Genomic DNA, 21907 nt, shown 5'->3' with positions numbered 1-21907 from the left:
CACGCTTTTCCCGTTTCGTAGACCGCTCGGCGGCCAAATTGATTGACGGGCGGCCAGCGAAAACGAGTTTCACCAGTTGAGTATAGGCGCGTTTCGGCATGGTCAAACAAACTACTTGCCTGTCACCGATGGCGTGTGAGAATGGACGGCACAACAACGGATGAGTGGCCCCCTAAGAAGAAACAATTGACGATGTCGCAGGACGTTCAGACGAAACTCAAAATTCTTGCCGACGCCGCCAAGTACGATGCATCCTGCGCCAGCAGCGGGTCGAAGGGAACTCGCCAAGGAAGCAAGCTGGGCAGTACTGAGGGCATGGGGATCTGTCACAGCTACACGCCGGATGGCAGATGCGTTTCGCTGCTCAAAATCCTTATGACGAACTACTGCATCTACGACTGTCAATATTGCGTCAACCGAGTCAGCAGCGACACGCCTCGGGCTCGCTTCACGACCGACGAAATTGTGGATCTCACAATTCAGTTCTATCAGCGGAACTATATCGAGGGGCTGTTTTTAAGTTCCGGGATCATCCAGTCGCCCGATTACACCATGGAGCAGATGAATCTGGTCGCGATGACGTTGCGAACGAAGCACCGATTTGGAGGCTACATTCACTTGAAGTCCATTCCCGGCGCGTCTGACGATTTGCTGGCCGACGCGGGACGCTGGGCGGATCGCCTGAGTGTAAATGTCGAACTGCCGACGGCGGGAGACCTGCAGCAGCTTGCTCCGGAAAAGAAGGAACCGGAGATTACTCATGCGATGGGCACCATCAAGGGGCGAATCGACGAGTTCAAAACGGAGAAGAAGGCGGGTTTCAAAGTGCCGAAGTTCGCCCCTGCGGGCCAGAGTACTCAGATGATTGTCGGTGCCACGCCCACGCCGGATCTGGAAATTCTTCAAACGGCCTCATCGCTGTACAACAACCACGACCTGCGGCGAGTCTACTATTCGGCCTACAGCCCGATCCCACACGCTGATGCCAGACTGCCCGGCAAGAGTCCTCCGCTGGTTCGCGAACATCGCCTCTACCAGGCCGACTGGCTTCTGAGATTCTACGGTTTCGATGCCAACGAACTGGTTGCAGAAGCGGACCGCAACCTATCGCTGGACGTTGACCCCAAGCTGGCATGGGCGCTGGCGCATCGGGAGTACTTTCCCGTTGATGTTAATCTCGCTCCTCGTGAGGAACTGCTGAGAATTCCAGGCATTGGCGCGAAAAGCGTAGCTCGCATATTAAAAATTCGACAGCACCACGCGCTGCAGGTGGCTGATTTGAAAAAGCTTCGCGTGGCGTGGAAACGCACGGCTCACTTTGTGGTGACGGCGGATCATAACCCCGGTCTGAAAAAGCTGGACGACCTGCACTTAAAGCAACAATTTGTCCAGCAGCCACGGCAACTCACGCTGTTTGATGCTCACGCTTCTGCCAAATCGGGCGAGGTGTGATGCAGTTTGTTAAGGCCAGCACATTCGAAGAATGGCGAACCGTCTGTCGAGGGTTGCTTGCCCGCCACGTTCCGCCGTCTGGCGTCGTTTTTGGTGACACAGACCGCAGTCCGAGTCTGTTTGACGCCACTGATGATTCGGAGGCATTGCCACCGCCTGCAGACTCTAAGTCGCCAGTCGTGTTCCGAATTCCGAAGTCGTTTTTGCAGGCGGCCGAACGTATTGCCTGCCACACTGCCCCGGATCGCTGGGAACGGTTGTATCGCACGCTGTGGCGGATGACTCACGGAGAACCTCGATTGCTGGAAGTCACGACAGACGACGACGTGCATCGTCTGGTAATGATGGAGAAAGCCGTTCGTCGCGATGCGCACAAGATGAAAGCGTTCGTCCGCTTCCGCAAAGTCGAATCGCCGGAAGGTGAGCATTTTGTGGCATGGCATCGCCCCGAATTTCGTATCGTCCGGCTAACCGCTCCTTTTTTCGCTCGTCGCTTTCCCAGCATGTGCTGGACAATTCTGACACCTTCGGAATCCGTGCACTGGGACCTTCAGCAACTAAATTACGGGCCGGGCGCAGCAGCCAGTGAGGCACCGCAGGGTGACGAGCTTGAAGACCTGTGGAAAACCTACTACGGATCGATCTTTAATCCGGCGCGCATCAAGTTGAAGATGATGACTCAGGAAATGCCGACGCGTCATTGGCCCACGCTTCCGGAAACCGACATCATCCCCGACCTTCTGGCCGACGCACCTCGGCGGGTTGCCGAAATGATCGCTCGTCAGGAAGGCTTCGCGACTTCGGCCGCTGACTTCCTGCCACAGACGCTCACCTTCGACGCACTTCGTGCTGCCGCGGCCGGGTGCAAAGGCTGTGACCTGCACGAGCATGCAACTCAGACCGTTTTTGGCGAAGGCCCAGTAGATTCAGGTCTAATGCTGATCGGCGAACAGCCTGGTGATCAGGAAGATCTGGTCGGCCGGCCGTTTGTGGGACCGGCTGGTAAAATTCTGGACGAAGCACTCGCGAAAGTCGGTATCTCGCGAGACAGAATCTACGTCACAAATTCGGTGAAGCACTTCAAATACAATCTGAGCGGAAAGCGCCGCCTGCACAGCAATCCGGATGTGCGAGAAGTGACCGCCTGCAAGCCGTGGGTGGAAGCAGAAATCGAACTCGTCCAGCCACAAGTTATCGTCTGTCTCGGCGCCACTGCCGCCCGACAAATCATCGGGCCGGAATTCCGAGTAACGAAGCATCGAGCAGTACCTCAGAAGACACGGCACTGCGAAAACACCATCGGAACATGGCACCCATCTGCGATCCTGCGTCAGCCGTCACAAACACGTCGCAACGAAATGTTGCTGGAACTCGCAAGCGACTTGCGTCTGGCCGCTCAACTAACTGGCTTTGGCGAATAAACCTGACGACGGTGGGCCGGCCTAAATAACTCCCGACCAATCTGAAACGCGGTTCCGTTGAGCGTGGCCGGGGTTGGACTGAGTGCAGCGAAGGAAACCTCGGTGCCTCACTGTTGCATCGCTCCCCGTTCTACAGGGACCCATTTCGTGGTTTAGGCGGCAGCTATCGAGACCTCTTCATGCCACCTTCATTTGTGCGCAACGCGGCGGCAACAACCGGTTCATTCACGGGGACAAGCAGCTTGCCTGTCTTCAGGTCGACGATCTTTCGGCAAGGGTGCCCGGCCAACAATTTCGCCGCGCGGGTGAGGTCAACTTCTGTGTTGGTGAGTGGCTGGCATTGTTCACACCAGGACGTGCGGCGGGTCCACGCGGTTTCGCGACCGCTGCGTTTCACCAGATCGCTTCCGCAGACCTTGCAGCGTCTGATCTCGCTGCTTAGTACCCAGTGATTCGTGAGGTGAATATTTCGCCCGGTCGTGTTCTGAGGACCTCGGCGAGCATTCGTGCGTATCAGCCCCACACCAATCGACAACAGAGCTTCGACATTGGAAAGCGAACTGACGAATGTGTTCGGATTGATGCCGGTGATGAAGGGGGTTTCCACGGCGTAGATATTTCCGAACCCTGCAACCACGCGCTGATCCAGCATTGCCTGCGAAATTGGAACATCTCCGGCGGACGAAAGCTGCTGTATGGCGAGGTCGTGGTCATAGTGACCGCAGATGTCGGGCCCTAAGTGGCCAACCGCATGGCGTTCGTCTTTCGTCCGCATGATGCCGAGAATTGGGATGTCGACAGCCACGATCCATCCATCTGTCATCTCAATTTCGAACTTGCGGCGATGAGCACGGATTTCTCTCGGGAAACGCGGGTAGACGGCTCCCGTCATCCGAAGATGGACGTGGACCGTGTACCCATTCGAGAATCTCATCAACAAATGTTTGCCACGCGAATCAACACTCGTGAGCGTCGCACCGGTGAAATCCGACGTGGAATATCGCGGGTGTCGAAACAGGTTCCCGACGACCTCCTGGCCAACGAATCGCGCTGCCAGCATGTCGGCGAGTCGTCGAAGTGTGTCACCTTCGGGCATCGGTGTTCCTGTGAAGCGACATAACGGACGGGCCTGTTTCCCACAATGTGCCAGACATAACTTTCACGCACGCGGGTGGCTGCTGCTGGCAGATTGAGTTCACGGACTAAGACCTTGAGCCTGTGTGAATTAGCTTCTTGTTGACGAATTCAAGAATGCCGAGATGCGAAAGTTCGCGACCGTAGCCGGAATTCTTCGTTCCTCCAAACGGGAGGTCCGCCTGAGACTGAGTTGGCTGGTTGATAAACATCATACCGGTATCGATCTGTTCAGCCACTTTCCGACCTCGTTCGATATCTTTCGTGTACACCGAACCGCCTAATCCGTAGGAAGAATCGTTCGCCAGTTTGATGGCAGCGGCTTCGTCTTTCACTACGTAAACGGTAGCAACAGGCCCAAACAATTCCTGATCGTACGTCGGCATATCCGGTGTGACGTCAGTGAGAATCGTCGGATTGAAGAAGGCACCTTTGCAGTCTGGCCGGTCACCACCCAGCACCACGGTCGCTCCGGCGTTGATAGCGGATTGAACCTGCTTGTCCAGGTTGTCTGCAGCAGACTCCGTGGAAAGCGGCCCGACTTCGGTGTCTTCGTCGATAGGATCGCCGAGCTTCATGTCTGCGAGCTTCGACTTGAACGCCGACAGAAAATCGTCAGCCAAAGATTCAACGACAATGAAGCGTTTGGCGGCGACGCAACTCTGCCCCGTATTTACCATTCGGCCCTTCACCGCCATTTCGACAACGGCGTCGAGGTCAGCATCTTCCAGCACGATAAACGGGTCGTTGCCACCGAGTTCCAGAACGGATCGTTTTAGGTTCTTTCCCGCGGCAGCGGCTACGGCAGCTCCTGCGCGTTCGCTGCCGGTGAGCGACACGCCTTGAATGCGATCATCCTCAATAATGGTTTCCACAAACTCAGTGGGAATCAGCAAGTTTGTAAACACACCTTCCGGCAGTCCACTTTCGTCAAAGAGATTCTGAATCTTTTCGGCACATTGAGGCACATTGCCAGCGTGTTTCACCAGCACCGTGTTGCCCGCCATTATGTTCGGCATCGCATAGCGGACGACCTGATAAAACGGAAAGTTCCACGGCATAACACCCATCAGAACACCGATCGGTGCGTACTGAATGTACGCCTCCGCGTCGTCTGTATCCATTGGCTGATTCGCCAGGAATTCTTCCGCACCGTTGGCGTAGAACTCAGTGATTTCCGCACAGAACAGAATTTCTTTGCGAGCTTCCGCGATTCGCTTGCCCATCTCGACCGTGATCAGCTTTGCACACTCGTCGGTCCGCTCCCGCAGGGCCTTTGCGAACGTCAGCAGAATGCTCTTACGGTGGTCGAACGTGGTTTCCTGCCAGTCTGCGAAGGCTTTCTGAGCTGCCGCGACCTTATCCATGGTCTGCTCTTTCGTGAGCGGTTCGTAGGTCTTCAACGTTTCGCCGGTGGCCGGATTGATGCTCGTGATACTCATGGGACTTTCCGTATTGATCGGGGTGCGTGAATTCAAAGATGCGCAACTGCGGTTGCAGCAACCGTGCCAATTGTCCGATCCAGCCGACAAAGCAAAAACGCCTTGAAGCAGGACCCGCGTGAAGACGCAGGCCACCGGGTGCGTGGTAGTTGGCCGATCAGTCAGGTCGCATGGGCGTCAGGGCGTTCCCGCATTGTTGTGACTATCGTTGCGCAGCGGACTCGTCAGAAGCAGGTGTCCACGATGCCGCCGTCGCAGCGCACAGCAGACCCGGTGGTGGCAGCCGCCTGTTGACTGCACAAGAATGCCACCGTTGCTGCGACTTCGTTCACGTCTGCAAACCGTTGGATCAGCGACGATGGCCGATTCTCTTTGAAGAATGCTTCCTTAGTTTTCGCGAGGTCACTATCCCCTGCAACATCCTTCACGAATTGCTCAACCCCTTCGCTCCACGTTGGCCCCGGCAACACGCAGTTGACGGTGACACCTGTGGCCTTCAGTGTTTTTGCCAGGCCGCGTGAGACTGCCAGTTGTGCGGTCTTTGTCATGCCGTAGTGGATCATTTCGACAGGGATATTGATCGCTGATTCACTGGAAATGAATACGATCCTTCCCCAGCCCTGCTGCTTCATGGGTTCCATCAAGGCTCGCGAGAGTCGAATGCCGCTCATCACATTCACGTCGTAGAACCGTTGCCAGTCGTCGTCACTGATCGCTGAAAATTCCTGTGGTTGAAAGATCCCAGCGTTGTTGATCAGGATATCGATCGTTCCATGCGCATTCGTTTTTTCGATCAGCGTCGCACAGCCTTCCGCGGTGCCGAGGTCGGCTGGGACTCCGATAGCCCGGTCGCCAAGTTGTAGATCGTTTAGTGCAGCATCGACAGATTTCTGGCTGCGGCCGTTGATCACGACCTGAGCACCTTCCGCTGCCAACGTTTTTGCAATCGCTTTGCCGATGCCGGACGTTGATCCCGTCACCAGTGCCAGCTTGCCGTTAAGTCCCAAATTCATTGTATTCCTTTCGGTGGTTGAAGACGTTACCTGCCGCCACGATGAGAACAAAACGCCGGTGAACTCGCACCGGCGCATTTCCCGTTCTCCTTAGCGACCCAACGCCCCCGCGCCATCGTTTGCTGAAGCGTCTTGGCCTAGCGGAGTGATGGTTCTCGTTGCCAGATGCGGTGTTGCTTGGCCTTTTTCACAAAGCTGGTGAAGTCACAGTCCTCCACGAATACGACTCCAGGATCGTCTTTGGCGTCGCTGCAGCTCCGTTCGATCAGGGCTTCAGCCGCTTCGTTGTAGCCGATCACTTTCAAGTGACTAAATGCGTCGCGGACCCAATCGATTGCGGCGGCTTGAGACAGCAGCATCTCCATGTCTTCTTCCATTGGCGCGAGCAAGACGCAGTCGAACAGTACGGAGGGAGCACCGGCCAGAAAGTGATCCGGTTGGATATCCTTGCCGTCCGTCGTCTGCATCGGCCCTGCTTTCAAAGCAATCACTTCCAACATCGCTCCTTCTTCTTTGGCTGCCTCCATCGCCGCAGAATAGAAGTCATCATCAACCGTGTTGGTAACCAGCAGCCCGATCTTCTTGCCCTGAAGAGTTTCAGGGGCTGAGGCGTATTGCGAGAGTGGTTTCGAAGGTTTTACATCACGCACTGGTACTGCTGGTGAAATCTTATCCGCTTCGCCTTCCATACCCAGAGCCTGTGCCACCTGATTGGCCAGATCCTTGTCGACGTTGTGTAGATGCCCCAGCATGCGTTTGCGGATATTTAGCTCTTTGCATTTCCCCAATTCGAAGGCGAACCCACCGACAATGTGCCGCTGCTCGGGTTCCGTCATCGACTTCCAAAACATGAGTGCCTGCGAATAGTGATCGGCGAAGCTTTCCGGCCGGATTCGAAGCTTCTTGCCGCTCTCCGCCGACGCGTGGCTGGTGAAACCGATCTCCGGGTTTTCGCGAGGGCTGCCGTCGTCGAGCGAATTGGCTTCGTACGCGGCCCTGCCGGTTGGGACCTCCATCTGCATGTGCCCGTCTCGCTGAAAGTTGGCGAACGGGCACTTCGGTGCGTTGATGGGAATTTGATGAAAGTTCGGACTGCCGAGTCGCGACAGCTGCGTGTCCAGGTACGAAAACAGTCGCCCCTGCAAGAGCGGATCGTTCGAAAAGTCGATGCCTGGCACAATGTGCGACGGACAAAACGCCACCTGTTCCGTCTCAGCGAAGAAGTTCTTCACGTTATCGTTGAGCACCATTTTGCCAATCGGCGTCAGCGGCACCAGTTCTTCCGGAATGAGTTTCGTTGGGTCTAACACATCGAAGTCGAACGCTTCAGCCTCTTCTTCTGAGAATGCCTGGACGGACAGTTCCCACTCGGGGAAGTCGCCCGCATCGATCGCATTCCACATATCACGACGGTGGAAGTCAGGGTCGGCTCCGGACACCTTTACGGCTTCGTCCCAGATCAATGAGAAGGTTCCCAGCTTTGGCCGCCAGTGAAACTTGACGAAGGTCGATTCACCGGCATCGTTGATCATGCGGAATGTGTGGACCCCGAATCCTTCCATCATACGCAAAGATCGAGGAATCGCGCGATCAGACATGACCCACATGAGCATATGCATCGATTCCGGATTGAGCGACACGAAATCCCAGAAGGAATCGTGAGCCGATTGTGCCTGCGGGAAGTCTCGATCCGGCGCTGGCTTTACGCTGTGAATTAAGTCCGGAAACTTGATTGCATCCTGAATGAAGAACACAGGCATGTTGTTGCCGACAAGGTCGTAGTTGCCTTGCTGAGTATAAAACTTGACCGCGAAGCCTCGGACGTCACGAGCTGTGTCTGGTGATCCCTTGCTGCCCGCCACCGTTGAGAAGCGGCAGAACACGGGTGTTGTCGTGTTGGGTTGAAGGAAGGCCGCCTCCGTCAGTTTTGAATTCCCGTCGTACGCTTCGAAGTAACCATGAACACCGTAGCCGCGTGCGTGCACCACTCTTTCCGGAATCCGCTCGTGGTCGAAGTGCGTGATCTTCTCACGCATCACAAAGTCTTCCAGCAACTGCGGACCTCGCGGACCGACGGTCAAAGTATTCTGATCATCCGAGATCGGAAGCCCCTGATTGGTGGTCAGGGTTTTGTCTGCGTCGCTCGTGGTCTGGTGAGTTTCGCCGCCGTTGCCGTGAGATTGTGATTTCGACATGTGTTCCTCCGTAGCTGCAAGCAGCGTGCTTGCAGCCGTGTTCAGTAGTTAAAGTTTTCGAGGGGAAAGGTTTCAAGGCAGAGCATTGGATTCGAATCCCGCCCGCTGCCCTGTGACAGATTCAAATGCTTATGCGGACTGCTATAGTTCGCAGCCATGCATCTTGTGCTGCGAGCGTCCGCTGAGGTGCCTCCGCATGCCCACTGGTCGTTGACGCCACGCCGACTCATGCAGTCCTCATGCCAATCGCATTCGATTAATTTGAAATGGGTCGGAACCACCAGGCAGCCAGACCAGCCAGCAGGATGACCCACTCACCCACAGCCAGCTTGACGGTCATCGAACCGATGTCTGCAAACATCAGGAAACCGGCGGTGCGGAAGGCCACTAATGAGCCGTGGATCAGGATGCATCCGATCATTACTGGCTCCGTTGCTGTTGAGCGAACGAGCGGCAGCAGCAACAACAGCCCGATGCCGAATTCCAGGCCTCCGTACACGGTTAGAAACTCAGACCGACCGGAGCCGCCCACGAGTTGGAAGCCCACTTTGGTCGACGTTTCCTGGGGCGAGACACTGCACCAAATGCCAAGGCCAAGGTAGAGCAGGCCGACGATGCTGAGGTAGATTTGTTGAGCGTTCATGGGAGTGTTCTTTAGTGAAGTGAGGGCACAGTTAGGTGGTTGTAGCCAGCACTCCAATCGTGGCCAGCCGAACAGCGTTCGCTCGTGATGCCGCTGGACGGCGCGGAACTTGCAACACAGTCAAGAACAGTTCACTGCGAACGTAAACTCAACTCAACCTCCTGAACGAAGGCATTCCAAATTATGACTCAGTCAGCACAAGAGCAATTTCATTCTCAACTCACTCACTTCAGCAATGCTATGCTGGTCACTCGAGCAAGCGACGGGCAACTTCGCAGTCGACCGATGGCCGTCGCCGAGGTGGAAGAAAACTCGAACGTCTGGTTTGTAACCGACTTCGACGCTGCGAAAGTCGACGAAATTCAAGCTGATCCGCAGGTCTGCGTCGTCATGCAGGACAGCAGCCGTTTTCTTTCGCTAAGCGGTCATGGCAAGATCATTCGCGACCGTAACAAGGTCGAAGAGCTGTGGAGTGAAGCGTGGAAGGTCTGGTTTCCTGAAGGCAAGGACGATCCTTCCATTGTGCTGTTGAAGGTTGAATCGACAGTAGGCGAGTTCTGGGATAACTCAGGCCTGAAGGGCATCCAATACCTGTTCGAAGCTGGCAAAGCCTATCTGTCCGGCGAACGTCCCGACACCAGCGAATCGATGAATAAAAAAGTCACGCTGTAGCAAACAGGGTGAGATCACACCCCGGATTTGATCTCACTTGGACGTTCAGCGGCCTTCCTGATCGCTGAGCGTTCATGGCTCGCCATAAAAAGTTTGTCGGCATCCAGTTGCGAATCGCGGCGCTAAGGTCCGCACAACGGGCACGCAGTTTGCTCTTCCGGTGCCAGCACATCGCCAGCCGCGATCGGTTTCTGCGTCACGGATTTCGGGGCGTGATATGTGAGCGCCTTGCGACTCACGAATGCTTGACTAAATTTCGAGGTGCGGGACAGACACCAACCCAACCTATAAGGCCAAAGTGCCGCAAAAAAGTTTCGGCGGACTAAGGGAAGAACCATACTGTGTCAGACACAACCGCTTATCCCAATCTACTCACTCGTTTATGGCGGTATGTTGTCTTGTTTGTTCGTTGCCCGGACGATATCGCGTCGCTGGCCCCCAGTTCGGCATTCCTAACGCGGAAACTCGCGGGACTTCCATGCGTTCAAAACGCAAAGCACATTGTGGAACTCGGCCCCGGCGACGGTGGCGTCACGCGCGACTTACTTGAGGCCATGTCGCCTCAGGCCAGACTGCTGGCGATTGAGCTGCTGCCTGATCTTGTCGAGGTGCTGCAATCCATCAATGACGACCGCCTGATTGTCGAACACGCCGACGCGTGTGAGCTGGCATCTCTTGTTGAGACGCATCATTTGAAGCCAGTCGACGTCGTTGTCTCCGGCATTCCCTTTTCGATTCTTGACCGCGAACCAGCCACGCAGATCATCGAAGCAATTTATGACTCGCTGACACCTGGTGGAACATTCGTCGCTTATCAGGTGCGAGACGAAATCAATGGGCTCGCATTAAAACGCTTTGGCGAACCGGAAATTACGTGGGTTCCGTGGAACCTGCCGCCGGTGAGACTGTTTCAGTGGACGAAGCCGGGGTGAGATGTTGGTTTGCGGTGTTCAGTGTTCAGTGGAAGCGGTCGGTGGAAGTGGCGTCCGGCCAAGCCTCGCCGAAGCGTCTGAATGGGTGCCCCAAAAAAATGGAAACGCAGTAGCGGCACGTGTGGCCGGAGTCGGACTTAGCGTAGCGAAGGAAACCCCGGGGGGGCACCATTAGCCCTGCAGCAAAGACTGAGCTCCATCGATCCAGACAGGTGTCCCCGTGATGTGCGACGCACTGTCGCTGGCGAGGAAGACGGCGAGGTTTGCGACCTGTTGAGCTTCTCCCATCTTTCCGGACGTCAGAGGAATCTTTCCGTCGGGGAAGATTACGGGCGTTTCAATATCGTCCAGATTTTCTTTCTCGGTCCTTTCGTGGATGTGGCTGGTGATGGCCCCAGGACAGATCACGTTGACGCGGATTTTGGAAGGGGCCAGTTCCAGAGCCAACATTTGTCCCAGCGCCAGTTGCCCTGCTTTGCTTGATGCGTATGCGGACGCGCCCTCATTGCTGAACATGCGGGTCCCGTTGACTGACGATGTAATCACAATGCTGCCGCCGCCCGCCTTGCGTAGATGCGCCAACGCAAAGTGAACGGTGTGGTACGTGCCAGTCAGGTTCACGGCGATGGTTTGAGCCCATTCATCTGGACCGATGTCTTCCAGCGGAGCCCACTTGCCGTTTGTCCCTGCGTTAGCGTAAACACAGTCAATGCGTCCGAAGCGGTTAATGATCGCTTCGACGGAGTCCCTGACCTGGTCCGGTTGACTGACGTCAGCGACCGTCGCCATCGCTTCTGTGCCAAGCTGCTGGATTTCGTCTACAACCGAGTTCAGCTTGTCCTGCTTCAACGCTGTGATCGCTACTTTCGCCCCACAGCGAGCTGCTTCCAAGGCGATGGCCTTTCCAACACCAGAACTACCACCGGTCACCCAGGCAACTTTACCGTTTAATGAAATCTGCATGCTGGTCTCCTGTCGATCACCAGGCCGTGAAGGCACTGACGGTGGTCTGGATTCGGAAATTCATTCAAGACGCGCAAGGGCAAATTAAGTAACCGTTGCACTTAGCTCACGGCATTTCAGCGAGCGGCCGCGACGCAGGTGATTGCAAAAGCCGCGCCGATCAATTTTGAGCCACGCTGCGCTGTTGGCGTAGCAGTCGCCACAGCCAGCTCAGGAACAGGCCTCCGATCACAATCCAGCTGACCCAGCTAAGCGGTTTGGCAAGGCTGCCATGTTGATCGGCCAGCCACCAGCCGGCACCTGTAAGCAGCGCCGTCCATAGAACGGTCCCGATGGCCGTGCAGATACTGAAGCGAGTGATTTCCATTTCTGCGAAGCCCGCTGGCACGCTGATGAATGTTCGAATTCCAGGGACCATCCGGCAAAACAGCACGGCCCATCCGCCCCAGCGATCGAACCAGTCATCTGTGCGTTCGATGTCGCCGGTGGTCAGTGTCAGCCATGCACCATGACCTTTCACCCATCGCAATAGTCTGTCTTTTCCGATTCGCTTTCCCACAAAGTACCAGAACATGGCTCCGGCGAATGAACCCACACTGCCCGCCAACACTGCGGCGACGGCAGAGATGCGTCCTTGGCTAACCGCATACCCAGCCCACGGCATGACCACTTCGGACGGCAGCGGCGGAAAAATATTCTCCACCAGCATCAGTATGGCAATACCGACGGCACCGAAGTCTTCCAGAAAGTTTTTGATGAGTTCATCCATGTTATTGAATTGTCCCGTGCGATAGCTCGCAGCGGCCTGTTTCTCGCTCACCTACAGTGAAACTCGCTGACTTCTGGTCGCGGAATCGGTGGTTCGGGCGGTGAGGCCAGTTTCTCACGATCCCGAACTGTCCATAACAAAAGAGAAACTGCTCTAGCTGAGCACCCTTCCTAAGCGCCTGTTATTTGCATACATCATTCTGAAACACCATCGCCCACCGACCCGCCGTGATTAGCCTGTCGTCAGGTGTTCGTCTGTTTGAGTTGGCGGTTCCAGGCGTTCCACTTTCAGATCGTGAACGAGCAGGTCTGCTGTTTCCACGTAGATGCCGAGCAGCCCCTTGGTGAATTTTGCGTCGGCCAGCGACAGCACAACGCCGTCACCGATCGACAATTCGTGGTAGCTGCCGAACGATATCAATCGAATGTCAATCTCCCGGCAATTTTCAGTGTGCCAGAAACCTGCCTGCAGAGAATCGAACTCCAGCATGTGTTCACCCGAGCCTGGCGGGCCGGTGCCCCACGAACGAATCTGAGCAATCCCCTTGGCCAGGTCCAGAGAAATGTAGTAGCCATCATGCGAAGCCTCGTCGACTCGGAACAGCAATCCGCACTTCCCCGCGCCAGAGAGAGTCAGTCGCGCCTGCATGCTGAAACTGTCGATTGGTTGATCGAACGCAAACGCCTGGAAGCCGGCTTCGCTGGTCAGACGTATTGACCCATCGTCCGTGCGGCAATGGTCCTGCTGGCGAGATTGCTTAAGTGTCCGAATACATTGAGTCTCCAGTTCACCCACGACACGGTCGTCAAACGCTTCAAACGACCTGACCTGTAGTTGACCGTTACTCCGCCGCACCAATCGCTTCGGCGGCGGCATAAGATTATTTACGGTGCGATCATCCAGCGACCGCGTAAAAAAATTCCACAGCAGGATTCCGTTGTCGTCTCGGCACACTCGACCTGCATAGTTGCCTTTTGCCAATAGCACATTGTCGTGATAGTTTTTCCACGGCTTCTTAATATCACTTGTGTGCCAGTAGCGAATTTTGGCATCTTCACGCAAGCTGCCAATCAAGTAGTAGTCCTCCTCGATCTTCAATAAATTCGGCACCTCGATGTCGTCGTACAACTGCGGCGCAAACAAAGGTGGCTGGGCTTCAAAGTGATTTGGTTCCACTTCTTCCATCGACGCAACGCAGCCGCGCCGCACCAAAGGGCCGTCCTTGGTTCTTGCCGCCGCCAGTAGCCAACCGCGATCGCCTTCGTGAAAGTAGAATGGGTCACGGAAGCTGATCCAGCGGCGTTCGCCTTCCACGTCCGCTTCGTAAAATTCGTCATCAGGTGAAACCGGAAAGCAGCTTTTCATGTCGACGGGTGATCGCGTGCGACTGGCCTTGCCGTTTGGCAGTTTTTCGCGAGCCCGCTTGATGCGTTCCGGATCTGTTTTTCCTCGCCCGTCGACCCAATGAACGGGCGACTTCTTCCAACGGTAAAGGTCGCTGCTGGTCGCCATACCAATCCGCTGTTTTAGGCCTTGGTCTCGGCGTGAAAGACCGGTGTAGAACATTCGCCAGTGTCCGGCTTGATGAGGATCAGGCGTCACGTGCATCGTCCATAGCATCAGGTCGTCCCAGCTACCCGGATCATCAATAAACAGCGCGTTATCAATTCGTCTCCAGTTCAGCCCGTTATCGCTGATGGCATGAGCGATAAAGTCATGGTTTGGCAGGACCAAATGAAAAAGGTGGTAAAGACCTTCGTGATACACAACATCGACATCGCCGATGGTCTTGCGACTCCACGTCGATTCTGAAAACATAAAACTGTCCTGCGGTGCTATTCAGTTGCTGTTCAGCCATTGCGACGCTGATCCCATCGCCCGCAGTAACCCGGTGTTTCATGCCACCGCCCTCCTACGCGCCAAGCCCAGGGCCAATTGTACCGTTGCCGATGACGTTGTGGCCGGGGTTTTCGACGGCTTGCCCAACCCCGGCCATGAACACGTCGAATGGCAACAGCGCCTACGCTACCTGTTCGGCGTGCTTGCCTTCGGCAAATTCTTCGACCGCTTTGCAGCAGAATGCTTCCAGGTCGTCAGGGCAGCGGCTGGTGACGAGACCTTCGTCGCACACTACCTCCTCGTCAACCCAGTTCGCTCCTGCATTCTGCAGGTCGGTCTTCAGGCTTGGCCAGGACGTCACTTTGCGGTCACGCACAACGTCGGCTTCGATCAGAGTCCACGGGCCGTGGCAGATGGCGGCCACCGGTTTGTGCTGTTTGAAGAAGTCGCGGACAAAATCAACGGCCACGTCGTTTGTTCGAAGTGTGTCCGGATTCGCGACACCGCCGGGTAACACCAGGCCGTCGTAGTCTTCAGCACTCACCTGATCGACGGTGCGGTCCACGTCGAACTTGTCTGCCTTCTCGTCGTGATTCATGCCCTGAATCTTGCCGCTCTTGAGCGACACCAGTTCGACAGTCGCGCCAGCCTTCTTGACTGCTTCCCACGGCTGAGTGAGCTCACACTGTTCGAAGCCGCAGGTGGCGAGGAACGCGATTTTTTTACCGTTCAGATTCTTGTCTGACATTTGTTGGGGTCTCCGTATTGAAGTTGAGGGAATGAAATCAACCGATTTTCAGTGGCCAACGTCCGTTGCAGACATTGTGCCAATGAACTCGCGATGTCGGAAAAGTCGCCTGTTCCCAAACTTCAAGTCTGGATCTGATTTAGCTGAAGTAAGCGGCGTCGTGCAGCCTGGCGTTGGCGAATGCCATTCAGCGTCGCCCGCGTGTTTCAGTGCGCCACGCATTCGTGGATCCGCTGGCAGGTTGTGCTCATCAGTGAACGCACATCGCGCGGATTGATCAACCAGCGACCGCGTGACGGCAGCACGACGCTTATTGCGGGCGGCTCACGAATTTGGAATCAGGTTTGCAGGAAGGCGCTGTGAAACTCTATTCTCATTTCTTGCCGTGGAACTTTCAGTATGGTCAATGACGCAATCACAGTTGACGACTTGAATCGCCACGTCCCGCCATACCATCACAATCCTTCAGCGTGGTCTCAAAGAATTCCTATCTGCCTGCTGGCGTTCGTTGCTGCAGGCATCTCTGCTCATCTTTCCCTGTATCAATGGGGACTGATCGAAACAGTCTGGGATCCCGTGTTCGGCGAAGACAGCGACAAAGTGCTGAAGTCATCGGCTGCAAAAAAGATGTATGCGATTCTCGGCATCCACGATGCTGCCTTGGGAGTACTCGCCTATCTGGGTGATGCGATCCTCGGATTCGCAGGGTCAACTCGCCGATGGCAGTATCGTCCGTGGCTGGTGATTCTGTTTGGCATCGATGTGATTCCGCTGGGCATTGTCAGTGCCATCCTGGTCGTGCTGCAGGCCACAGTCATCGGCTACTGGTGCTTTCTGTGTCTGGTGACGGCGGTGATCTCGTTGATTTTGGTGTACTGGGCCTGGGATGAAGTACGAGCGTCGCTGAAGTATCTATCGATTGTCTGGAAAGAAACCGGCAGCAAACGAACTCTGTGGCGAGCCTTCTGGGGCTACCGCGAAGATGCCATGGATCACGCGGCGGAAACACTTCTGTCGCGACAGACCAGCTAAAGCAGTTCACCTTTCGTTGTTGACAACACGGGCTCGTAGAACAGCCTTCACAGTCCGAAACGTTGTTCCGCAGCCACAAGTTCGCGAAACTCGCTGTAAGGAATTGATCTCATGTGGGGACGTATTGTCGAAATCATGACCGCCGTCTGGTTGATGCTGAGTCCGTTTATCTTTCGAGCTCAAGACAACGCCACGCTGGTGTGGGTGGACGTTCTGACGGGCCTAAGCATCTGCACGCTGGCCGGTTTATCGTGGTGGAAGCCGACTCGGTACGCTCACGTCCTGATCCTTTTCATCGCGATTGGTCTTGTCGTTCATGGGCGGTTGGACGGGACACCGCCCGCCCCGGTTCATCAGAATCACATCGTTGTTGGATTGTTTCTGTTGATGATTGCCATTATCCCCAACGACGCATCTGATCCACCGAAAGCGTGGCGAGCGAACTCTGCAGACTTAACGTGATTGCTCCCTATGTCCATTCTGCAATTCACCGAAAACGCGATCTGGCTGAACGCGCTGATCTTCGCAATCGGAGCGATCGGCGTTTGGTCGGCCGGAACGAAACTCAGCGCCCACGTCGACTTGTTCGCAGACCGCACCGGGCTGGGCAAAGCGTTTGCTGGAGCGTTATTGCTGGGCGGGGCGACCAGTCTTCCCGAAATCGCCACGACGCTGACTGCGGCGTCATCCGGGGCGGCAAAACTGGCGGGCACGAATCTACTGGGCGGGGTCGCCATGCAAATTGCCGTGCTGGCGATGGTGGATGCACTGCTGGTCCGAGGTCGGGCGCTGACCTTCTTTTCGCCGCAATCGTCGCTGCTGATGATTGGCGTGATGCTGATCGGTTTGATTGCTCTGGCATCGGCGGCCGTTTCCAGTGGTGAGCTGGTTTCATTCGCGGGCGTGGGGCTCTGGCCAATTCTGTTGTTCGCGGCGTACCTGTTTTCGTTGTGGGTGATTCACAAATACGAAGGCGATTCTCGCTGGGAACCGCGAGGAGAAATTGCGGAGCCACCAGAATCCGCTCGCGACTTAAAAGACGCTCACACGCTGAAGTATCGCGACACAGCCACGGCGGCTCTGGTCGGATTCTTCTGTCTGGCGTGCGCGGGAGTCCTTGTCGGCGGCTACTTTGTGGCTCGCACGGGAGAAGCCATTGCCGAACAATCGGGGCTGGGACAAAACATCGTGGGAGCCACTCTCGTGGCGTTGGCAACCAGTCTTCCTGAAGTCAGTACGACATGGGGAGCCGTTCGTTTCGGAGCCTACAGCATGGCAGCGGCCAACATTCTGGGCACGAATAGCCTCGAGGTCGCGTTGTTCCTGCCAGCAGACATCGCTTACCGCGAAGGTGCGATCTTTGATGCGCTGGACCCGTCGACCGGATTTCTGGCCGCTATTGGAATCGTCGTGACGAGTCTCTATCTCTGGGGAATTCTCGAACGCCGTGACCGCACGATTTTCGGCATGGGACGAGATTCCGCCGCAGTGCTGTTGGTCTATGTGCTGGGTCTGGCCGTGTATTCGACGCTATAAGGCTTTCGGTGGACACGTTTACGCGTCGTTGGATGCGGCTTCTGAGTTCGCGACCGTCAGTGGCTCTTTGAAAGTCAGTGTGCGATACGGGAACGGAATTTCGATTCCCGCATCGTCGAGCGACCCTTTCACGCTTTCGACGACTTCGTCTCGCGATTTGCGTTCGTCCAGCGGAGTGGAACCAGTCCACCAGGTGACTTCAAAGTTGATACTCGAATCCGCGAACTCGCGAGCAAAGATTTCAACATCGTGGCCGGTGTCGACGGATTCGCACTTCTGGACGGCTTCCTGAATAACTTTGCGAGCTGTTGCGACGTCTTCGTCGTAGGCGATGCCACAGATCACCGTCGTTCGCCGAGACGCTTTGCTGGTCAGCACGTACACTGGCTGCTTAAACAGCATGGCGTTGGGCAAGACCACCAGTTGGCCGTCGACCTGTCGGATACTGGTCATTCGAACCGTGATATCCTCGACACATCCGCTCACCTCTCCGCATTCGATGAAGTCGCCTTTGTCGAAGGGGAATCGCCACAGGATCAGGACTCCGGCGAAAAAGTTTTCAAAGATGTCCTTGAACGCAAAACCGATTGCGACCGAACTAAGCCCCAACACTGTCAGCAACTTGGCCGGGGTCATGCCGGGAAACATGACGATTGCCGCGACCATCAACCCGACTACCCAGACACCGCAGGTCGTCAGCTGAAGCAGTAGATCCTGCAGTCCATGTCGAAGGTGGCTGCGTTTTGCTGTCTTGTTCACCACGGACACGGCAATACGTGCGACCAGCCACGTAAGCAGGATAATGGCCAGTGCCGCGACCATTAACGGCACCTGTTTCAGAAACTCTGTCCACAACGTCGTCAGACTGGCGCCGACAGTTTCCATCGATTCGCTAAGACGTACGCTCTGCGACACAGTGATGTTGTTGACTACGGCGACCACGTCTTCGGTGCGTCGAGCGACATCGCTGGCCCAGTTCCGTCTTTGGTCAGTGTCCGTACGTCCGGAAATAATCACGATGCCTTCATTGACTTCCACTTCCGGCGAGACGAACCAGTCTGATGCAGCAAAAATCTTTTGCAGACGCTGTTGAATGACATCGTCATCTGCAACGGCGTCAACCTTTACAGCAACATCTTCATCGGTCCCGACGACTTCGTCATCAGCCGCTGGACTTTCGCTTTCTTCGTCCGCCGAAGGTTCCGACGCCGCATCGCCGTCTTGAGGCGCGGCGACTGTTATCGGAATGGCATGAGCAGAAATGGTGAGTAACGCCACGAAAAGAGCGAAACTGATCTTGCTGATCGTCATCTGTATTTGGTTCTCGAACGGTGTTGCGTGTTCGTAACAACGCGCGGAGCATGCACCGTAAAGGCATTTCACACACGTAGTCGCAATGGACGAAGGGCAATCTCCATGCCCGAAACGTCATTATGGATCTCATGCCGATAATTGACGACGCCGTCGCGTCCGCCAGATGAACTGATTGGTCGCGCAGGCTTCACGCCGGTTGCTGAGCGATCAGTGGTTGTGCGTTATTCGGAAGTGGTCCACGCAGATTTACGGATGCGGCGATCTGGCACAGAGTTCGCATTCATAGTGAACTGCAAATTTACACTTCTGCAATCGCAGGAACCCGCGTCAAAGAAAGATCAACGATGAATGACCAGGATGTGATGGAAGATCCCACAAACCGTATCGTCGCCGTGTTTGCGAACAAAGACTTCGCGGACGCTGCTCGCAACGATCTGTCGGATTACGGCATTGAAGAACGCCAGATACGAATTTTGGAAGGGAAGAGCGAAGCGGATGAGGTGGATACGTCCGCGAAATGGTTTGCCGATACCGACGAAGAAATGGAACAGTTTCAGCAGCAGTTGCTCGCGGGAAACACCGTAATTTCCGTGCCAGCCAAAGACAAAGCTTCGCGGGAAGAGATCCACGAAATTCTCAAACGGCACCAGGCCTATCGAGTGACTCACTTTGGTAGATGGGTCACAGAACTGATGCGTTAGCCGCAACAGCACCGCGTGAACCTGAAGCTTTTCGGCTTCTCGCGGGGTTAGCTGACCGTCAGTTTTCTTCTCGTGGATTAGTTCCCAGCAGGTACCGTTCAAGCCAGCGAACGCCAATCAAAACCGAGACTGCGAACACGGCGGTCTCGGTTGCCAGGATATAGCGTCCAACGCCCACAGCAATGCCGATCCCCGCCGTCAGAAAGATGGATGCTGCGGTGGTGAGTCCTTCCACTTCATTGCCACCGCGATGAATGATGGTGCCGGCTCCCAGAAAGCTGATTCCGATTACGATCGCCTGCACGATTCGAACCGGGTCCGCTTCAACAACTGATTCTGATCCCTGTCGTTGGAAGAAGTCGATCGAACTTTCGCCAAGCAGCACCAGCAGCGCGGCACCGGATGCGACAAAGATATGTGTTCGCAGGCCGGCGGGTTTGTCAGCCATCTCTCGTTCGAGACCGATGATTCCTCCCAGCAGGCCAGCGAAGGCGACAGGTCCAAAGGCAATGAGTTCGGTGGTGAGGTTCATAATCGGTGCGGCCCACTATGAGTAGCGTTGCCAAATGTGTCGGTTTCGAAATTTCGAGTGCTGCCCGACATCAGAATATGCAGTACTCGTACCGAACTCACGGAAAACAGTGGCGCCCCGCAGTAACGCGTTCGCTGCGGTAAGCCACGCTTCCCTGCCGCTCGCTGGCCGTGCTGGCCGTGCTGGCCGTGCTGGCCGGATCCGCCGCCGTGATCTGGCTGGACTGGACCTGGGTTGATCCCGCCCTGACGTTGCTAATCGCTGCGTATGTGCTGCATATGTTATGTTCTGTGGCAGGTTATCACGATGCTGCCCAAAGCCGCGCGAATTCTCATGGAAGGCGCTCCGCACGACGTCGACCTGCAAGCGATGATCGATCGGCTACGTGCTATCGACGGTGCGGAAGACATTCACCACGTGCACTTGTGGGAACTGTACGAAGCTCACCAGGCGTTCGAAGCTCACGTACAAATCCAGCAGACAGACGCTGGGCAGTTGGAATCCATTAAAGCGCGCCTGAAACAGATTCTTAGCCAGGAATTCGGCGTTACTCATTCCACGCTTGAGTTCGAGTTTGAATCGGCGCACGGCGGATGTGCTTCGGCCGACATGATTGCGGACGGGAATTGTTCCCCAAACAAACGTTAAGCCGGGCGAACGGAATAGAGTTTGCGACGACCTGATCTGTCCGCGCTTTACTACAGGTCAGCGCCGCTTATGCCGCATTTTGTGATGGCTCGCCAACCGATCCGGTCGATGGGCGATCACTCAATTTCACCCTCACGAATTTTGGAAAAGGATGTAACGATGAAGACCACTCACTTCGGAATCACCGCAACAGCTCTATCAGGATTGGTCATCTTCCTGGCTCCCGCAACGGCCTTCCTTCAGGACGATGATCACCGGGAAAAGGGGCATCACGACAATGGTGCTGAGCGGGAAATGCCCACAGAAGGTGTGGCGGTGCTGGTGCCAACGAAGGGCAACGAAGTTTTTGGAACCCTGACTCTGCAGCAGCAGGACGATCACGTACTGGTTCGCGGTAAAGTTCATGGTCTGAAGCCGGGAAAACACGGATTCCATATTCACCAGTTTGGCGACCTGCGAGATCCGGAAGGGAAGTCGGCCGGAGGACATTACAACCCCCACGGGACGAAGCACGGCGCTCCAGACGATCACGAGCGTCATCCCGGGGATCTCGGGAACATCGAAGCGAATTCCGAAGGGGTGGCTGAGGTTAACAAAAAGGCAAAGGGGCTGAAGTTGCACTTCGTGCTTGGCCGCTCTTTCGTGGTTCATGCGGGAATGGATGACCTGAAGAGCCAACCGTCCGGTGATGCTGGTCCGCGAGTTGCCGTGGGTGTGATTGGCTTTGCTGAGGTCAAGAAATGATGTCGCACGATCATTCCCACAGCATGGGAACTCGTGGCGTCGCTCGGCCGATGGAAATGATGGAGCACGACCACGAGTGTCATGATCATGAGATGTCGCACGACGAGCGTCTAAAGATGCTCAGGCAGCATCATAAAAAGACGCTCTAGGTTTACTGGACACTCGTCGTGCTGGGAG

At 55.6% G+C, this 21907-nt stretch carries 22 protein-coding genes; 11 read left to right on the top strand and 11 right to left on the bottom strand.

The genetic code is table 11. The features are described from left to right. Positions 1-141 precede the first annotated feature (141 nt). The gene (locus tag Fuma_RS09490) at positions 142-1452 is read left to right on the top strand and encodes a putative DNA modification/repair radical SAM protein (protein ID WP_229360880.1); all 1311 of its coding nucleotides are present in this window, start codon (positions 142-144) and stop codon (positions 1450-1452) included. After that, entirely contained in the window at positions 1452-2873 is a 1422-nt protein-coding gene (locus Fuma_RS09485) for a UdgX family uracil-DNA binding protein (RefSeq protein ID WP_077023919.1), read from the top strand. The genes Fuma_RS09490 and Fuma_RS09485 overlap by 1 nt, the downstream gene beginning before the upstream one ends. 163 nt (positions 2874-3036) lie before the next feature. Here Fuma_RS09485 and Fuma_RS09480 read toward each other — a convergent pair whose 3' ends face one another. The 5 genes from Fuma_RS09480 to Fuma_RS09460 all read right to left on the bottom strand — a co-directional run bounded on the left by Fuma_RS09480 (position 3037) and on the right by Fuma_RS09460 (position 9300). After that, complete coding sequence (locus tag Fuma_RS09480) at positions 3037-3969, bottom strand: DNA-formamidopyrimidine glycosylase family protein (protein WP_077023918.1); 933 nt, start codon at positions 3967-3969, stop codon at positions 3037-3039. 106 nt (positions 3970-4075) lie between these two features. Then, positions 4076-5449: an NAD-dependent succinate-semialdehyde dehydrogenase gene (locus Fuma_RS09475; RefSeq protein WP_077023917.1), complete on the bottom strand. Its 1374-nt coding sequence runs from the start codon at positions 5447-5449 to the stop codon at positions 4076-4078. A gap of 224 nt (positions 5450-5673) precedes the next feature. Beyond that, a complete protein-coding gene (locus tag Fuma_RS09470) occupies positions 5674-6462 on the bottom strand; it encodes an SDR family NAD(P)-dependent oxidoreductase (RefSeq protein ID WP_077023916.1) in 789 nt (262 codons plus the stop codon). 137 nt (positions 6463-6599) lie between these two features. Further along, the gene (locus tag Fuma_RS09465; protein ID WP_077023915.1) at positions 6600-8657 is read right to left on the bottom strand and encodes a catalase; all 2058 of its coding nucleotides are present in this window, start codon (positions 8655-8657) and stop codon (positions 6600-6602) included. Positions 8658-8913: 256 nt separating this feature from the next. Continuing rightward, the gene (locus Fuma_RS09460; RefSeq protein ID WP_077023914.1) at positions 8914-9300 is read right to left on the bottom strand and encodes a hypothetical protein; all 387 of its coding nucleotides are present in this window, start codon (positions 9298-9300) and stop codon (positions 8914-8916) included. A gap of 183 nt (positions 9301-9483) precedes the next feature. Between Fuma_RS09460 and Fuma_RS09455 the strand changes: the two genes are divergently transcribed. Continuing rightward, positions 9484-9972 (top strand): pyridoxamine 5'-phosphate oxidase family protein, encoded by a 489-nt coding sequence (locus Fuma_RS09455; protein ID WP_077023913.1) that lies wholly within the window; start codon positions 9484-9486, stop codon positions 9970-9972. Between the two features lie 341 nt (positions 9973-10313). After that, entirely contained in the window at positions 10314-10904 is a 591-nt protein-coding gene (locus tag Fuma_RS09450) for a class I SAM-dependent methyltransferase (protein WP_083731925.1), read from the top strand. Between the two features lie 171 nt (positions 10905-11075). On the opposite strand, the gene Fuma_RS09445 is transcribed toward Fuma_RS09450, so the two are convergent. From Fuma_RS09445 to Fuma_RS09430, 4 genes are all read right to left on the bottom strand, one after another. After that, complete coding sequence (locus tag Fuma_RS09445; protein ID WP_077023911.1) at positions 11076-11867, bottom strand: SDR family oxidoreductase; 792 nt, start codon at positions 11865-11867, stop codon at positions 11076-11078. A gap of 160 nt (positions 11868-12027) precedes the next feature. Further along, positions 12028-12636: a DedA family protein gene (locus Fuma_RS09440; RefSeq protein ID WP_077028199.1), complete on the bottom strand. Its 609-nt coding sequence runs from the start codon at positions 12634-12636 to the stop codon at positions 12028-12030. Between the two features lie 231 nt (positions 12637-12867). Further along, on the bottom strand, positions 12868-14454 hold the full coding sequence (locus tag Fuma_RS09435; protein ID WP_077023910.1) for a glycoside hydrolase family protein: 1587 nt from the start codon (positions 14452-14454) through the stop codon (positions 12868-12870). 202 nt (positions 14455-14656) lie between these two features. Beyond that, positions 14657-15223, bottom strand: coding sequence for a type 1 glutamine amidotransferase domain-containing protein (locus Fuma_RS09430; protein WP_077023909.1), 567 nt, complete (start codon positions 15221-15223; stop codon positions 14657-14659). Between the two features lie 399 nt (positions 15224-15622). Here Fuma_RS09430 and Fuma_RS09420 point away from each other — a divergent pair, with 399 nt between their 5' ends. The 3 genes from Fuma_RS09420 to Fuma_RS09410 all read left to right on the top strand — a co-directional run bounded on the left by Fuma_RS09420 (position 15623) and on the right by Fuma_RS09410 (position 17791). Next, positions 15623-16255, top strand: coding sequence for a vitamin K epoxide reductase family protein (locus tag Fuma_RS09420; protein WP_077023907.1), 633 nt, complete (start codon positions 15623-15625; stop codon positions 16253-16255). 111 nt (positions 16256-16366) lie between these two features. Next, complete coding sequence (locus Fuma_RS09415; protein ID WP_077023906.1) at positions 16367-16717, top strand: SPW repeat domain-containing protein; 351 nt, start codon at positions 16367-16369, stop codon at positions 16715-16717. 9 nt (positions 16718-16726) lie between these two features. Further along, positions 16727-17791 (top strand): sodium:calcium antiporter, encoded by a 1065-nt coding sequence (locus Fuma_RS09410; RefSeq protein ID WP_077023905.1) that lies wholly within the window; start codon positions 16727-16729, stop codon positions 17789-17791. A gap of 18 nt (positions 17792-17809) precedes the next feature. Here Fuma_RS09410 and Fuma_RS09405 read toward each other — a convergent pair whose 3' ends face one another. Continuing rightward, on the bottom strand, positions 17810-19102 hold the full coding sequence (locus tag Fuma_RS09405; RefSeq protein WP_083731924.1) for a mechanosensitive ion channel domain-containing protein: 1293 nt from the start codon (positions 19100-19102) through the stop codon (positions 17810-17812). A 347-nt stretch (positions 19103-19449) separates the two neighbouring features. Here Fuma_RS09405 and Fuma_RS09390 point away from each other — a divergent pair, with 347 nt between their 5' ends. Beyond that, a complete protein-coding gene (locus tag Fuma_RS09390) occupies positions 19450-19806 on the top strand; it encodes a hypothetical protein (protein WP_077023903.1) in 357 nt (118 codons plus the stop codon). Positions 19807-19864: 58 nt separating this feature from the next. On the opposite strand, the gene Fuma_RS09385 is transcribed toward Fuma_RS09390, so the two are convergent. Beyond that, complete coding sequence (locus Fuma_RS09385; RefSeq protein ID WP_077023902.1) at positions 19865-20338, bottom strand: MgtC/SapB family protein; 474 nt, start codon at positions 20336-20338, stop codon at positions 19865-19867. 306 nt (positions 20339-20644) lie between these two features. Here Fuma_RS09385 and Fuma_RS09380 point away from each other — a divergent pair, with 306 nt between their 5' ends. The 3 genes from Fuma_RS09380 to Fuma_RS35685 all read left to right on the top strand — a co-directional run bounded on the left by Fuma_RS09380 (position 20645) and on the right by Fuma_RS35685 (position 21879). After that, positions 20645-20986 carry a cation transporter dimerization domain-containing protein gene (locus Fuma_RS09380; protein WP_145944078.1) on the top strand — a complete coding sequence of 114 codons (342 nt, stop codon included), beginning with the start codon at positions 20645-20647 and terminating at the stop codon, positions 20984-20986. Positions 20987-21145: 159 nt separating this feature from the next. Beyond that, positions 21146-21730, top strand: coding sequence for a superoxide dismutase family protein (locus tag Fuma_RS09375; RefSeq protein WP_077028197.1), 585 nt, complete (start codon positions 21146-21148; stop codon positions 21728-21730). Beyond that, on the top strand, positions 21727-21879 hold the full coding sequence (locus tag Fuma_RS35685) for a hypothetical protein (RefSeq protein ID WP_179954434.1): 153 nt from the start codon (positions 21727-21729) through the stop codon (positions 21877-21879). Before Fuma_RS09375 ends, Fuma_RS35685 begins: the two co-directional genes overlap by 4 nt. The last annotated feature ends 28 nt before the right edge of the window (positions 21880-21907 follow it).

Source organism: Fuerstiella marisgermanici (assembly GCF_001983935.1).
Lineage (GTDB): Bacteria > Planctomycetota > Planctomycetia > Planctomycetales > Planctomycetaceae > Fuerstiella > Fuerstiella marisgermanici.
Note: the sequence above shows the minus strand (reverse complement) of the source record. Positions and strands in the feature narration are given on the sequence as shown.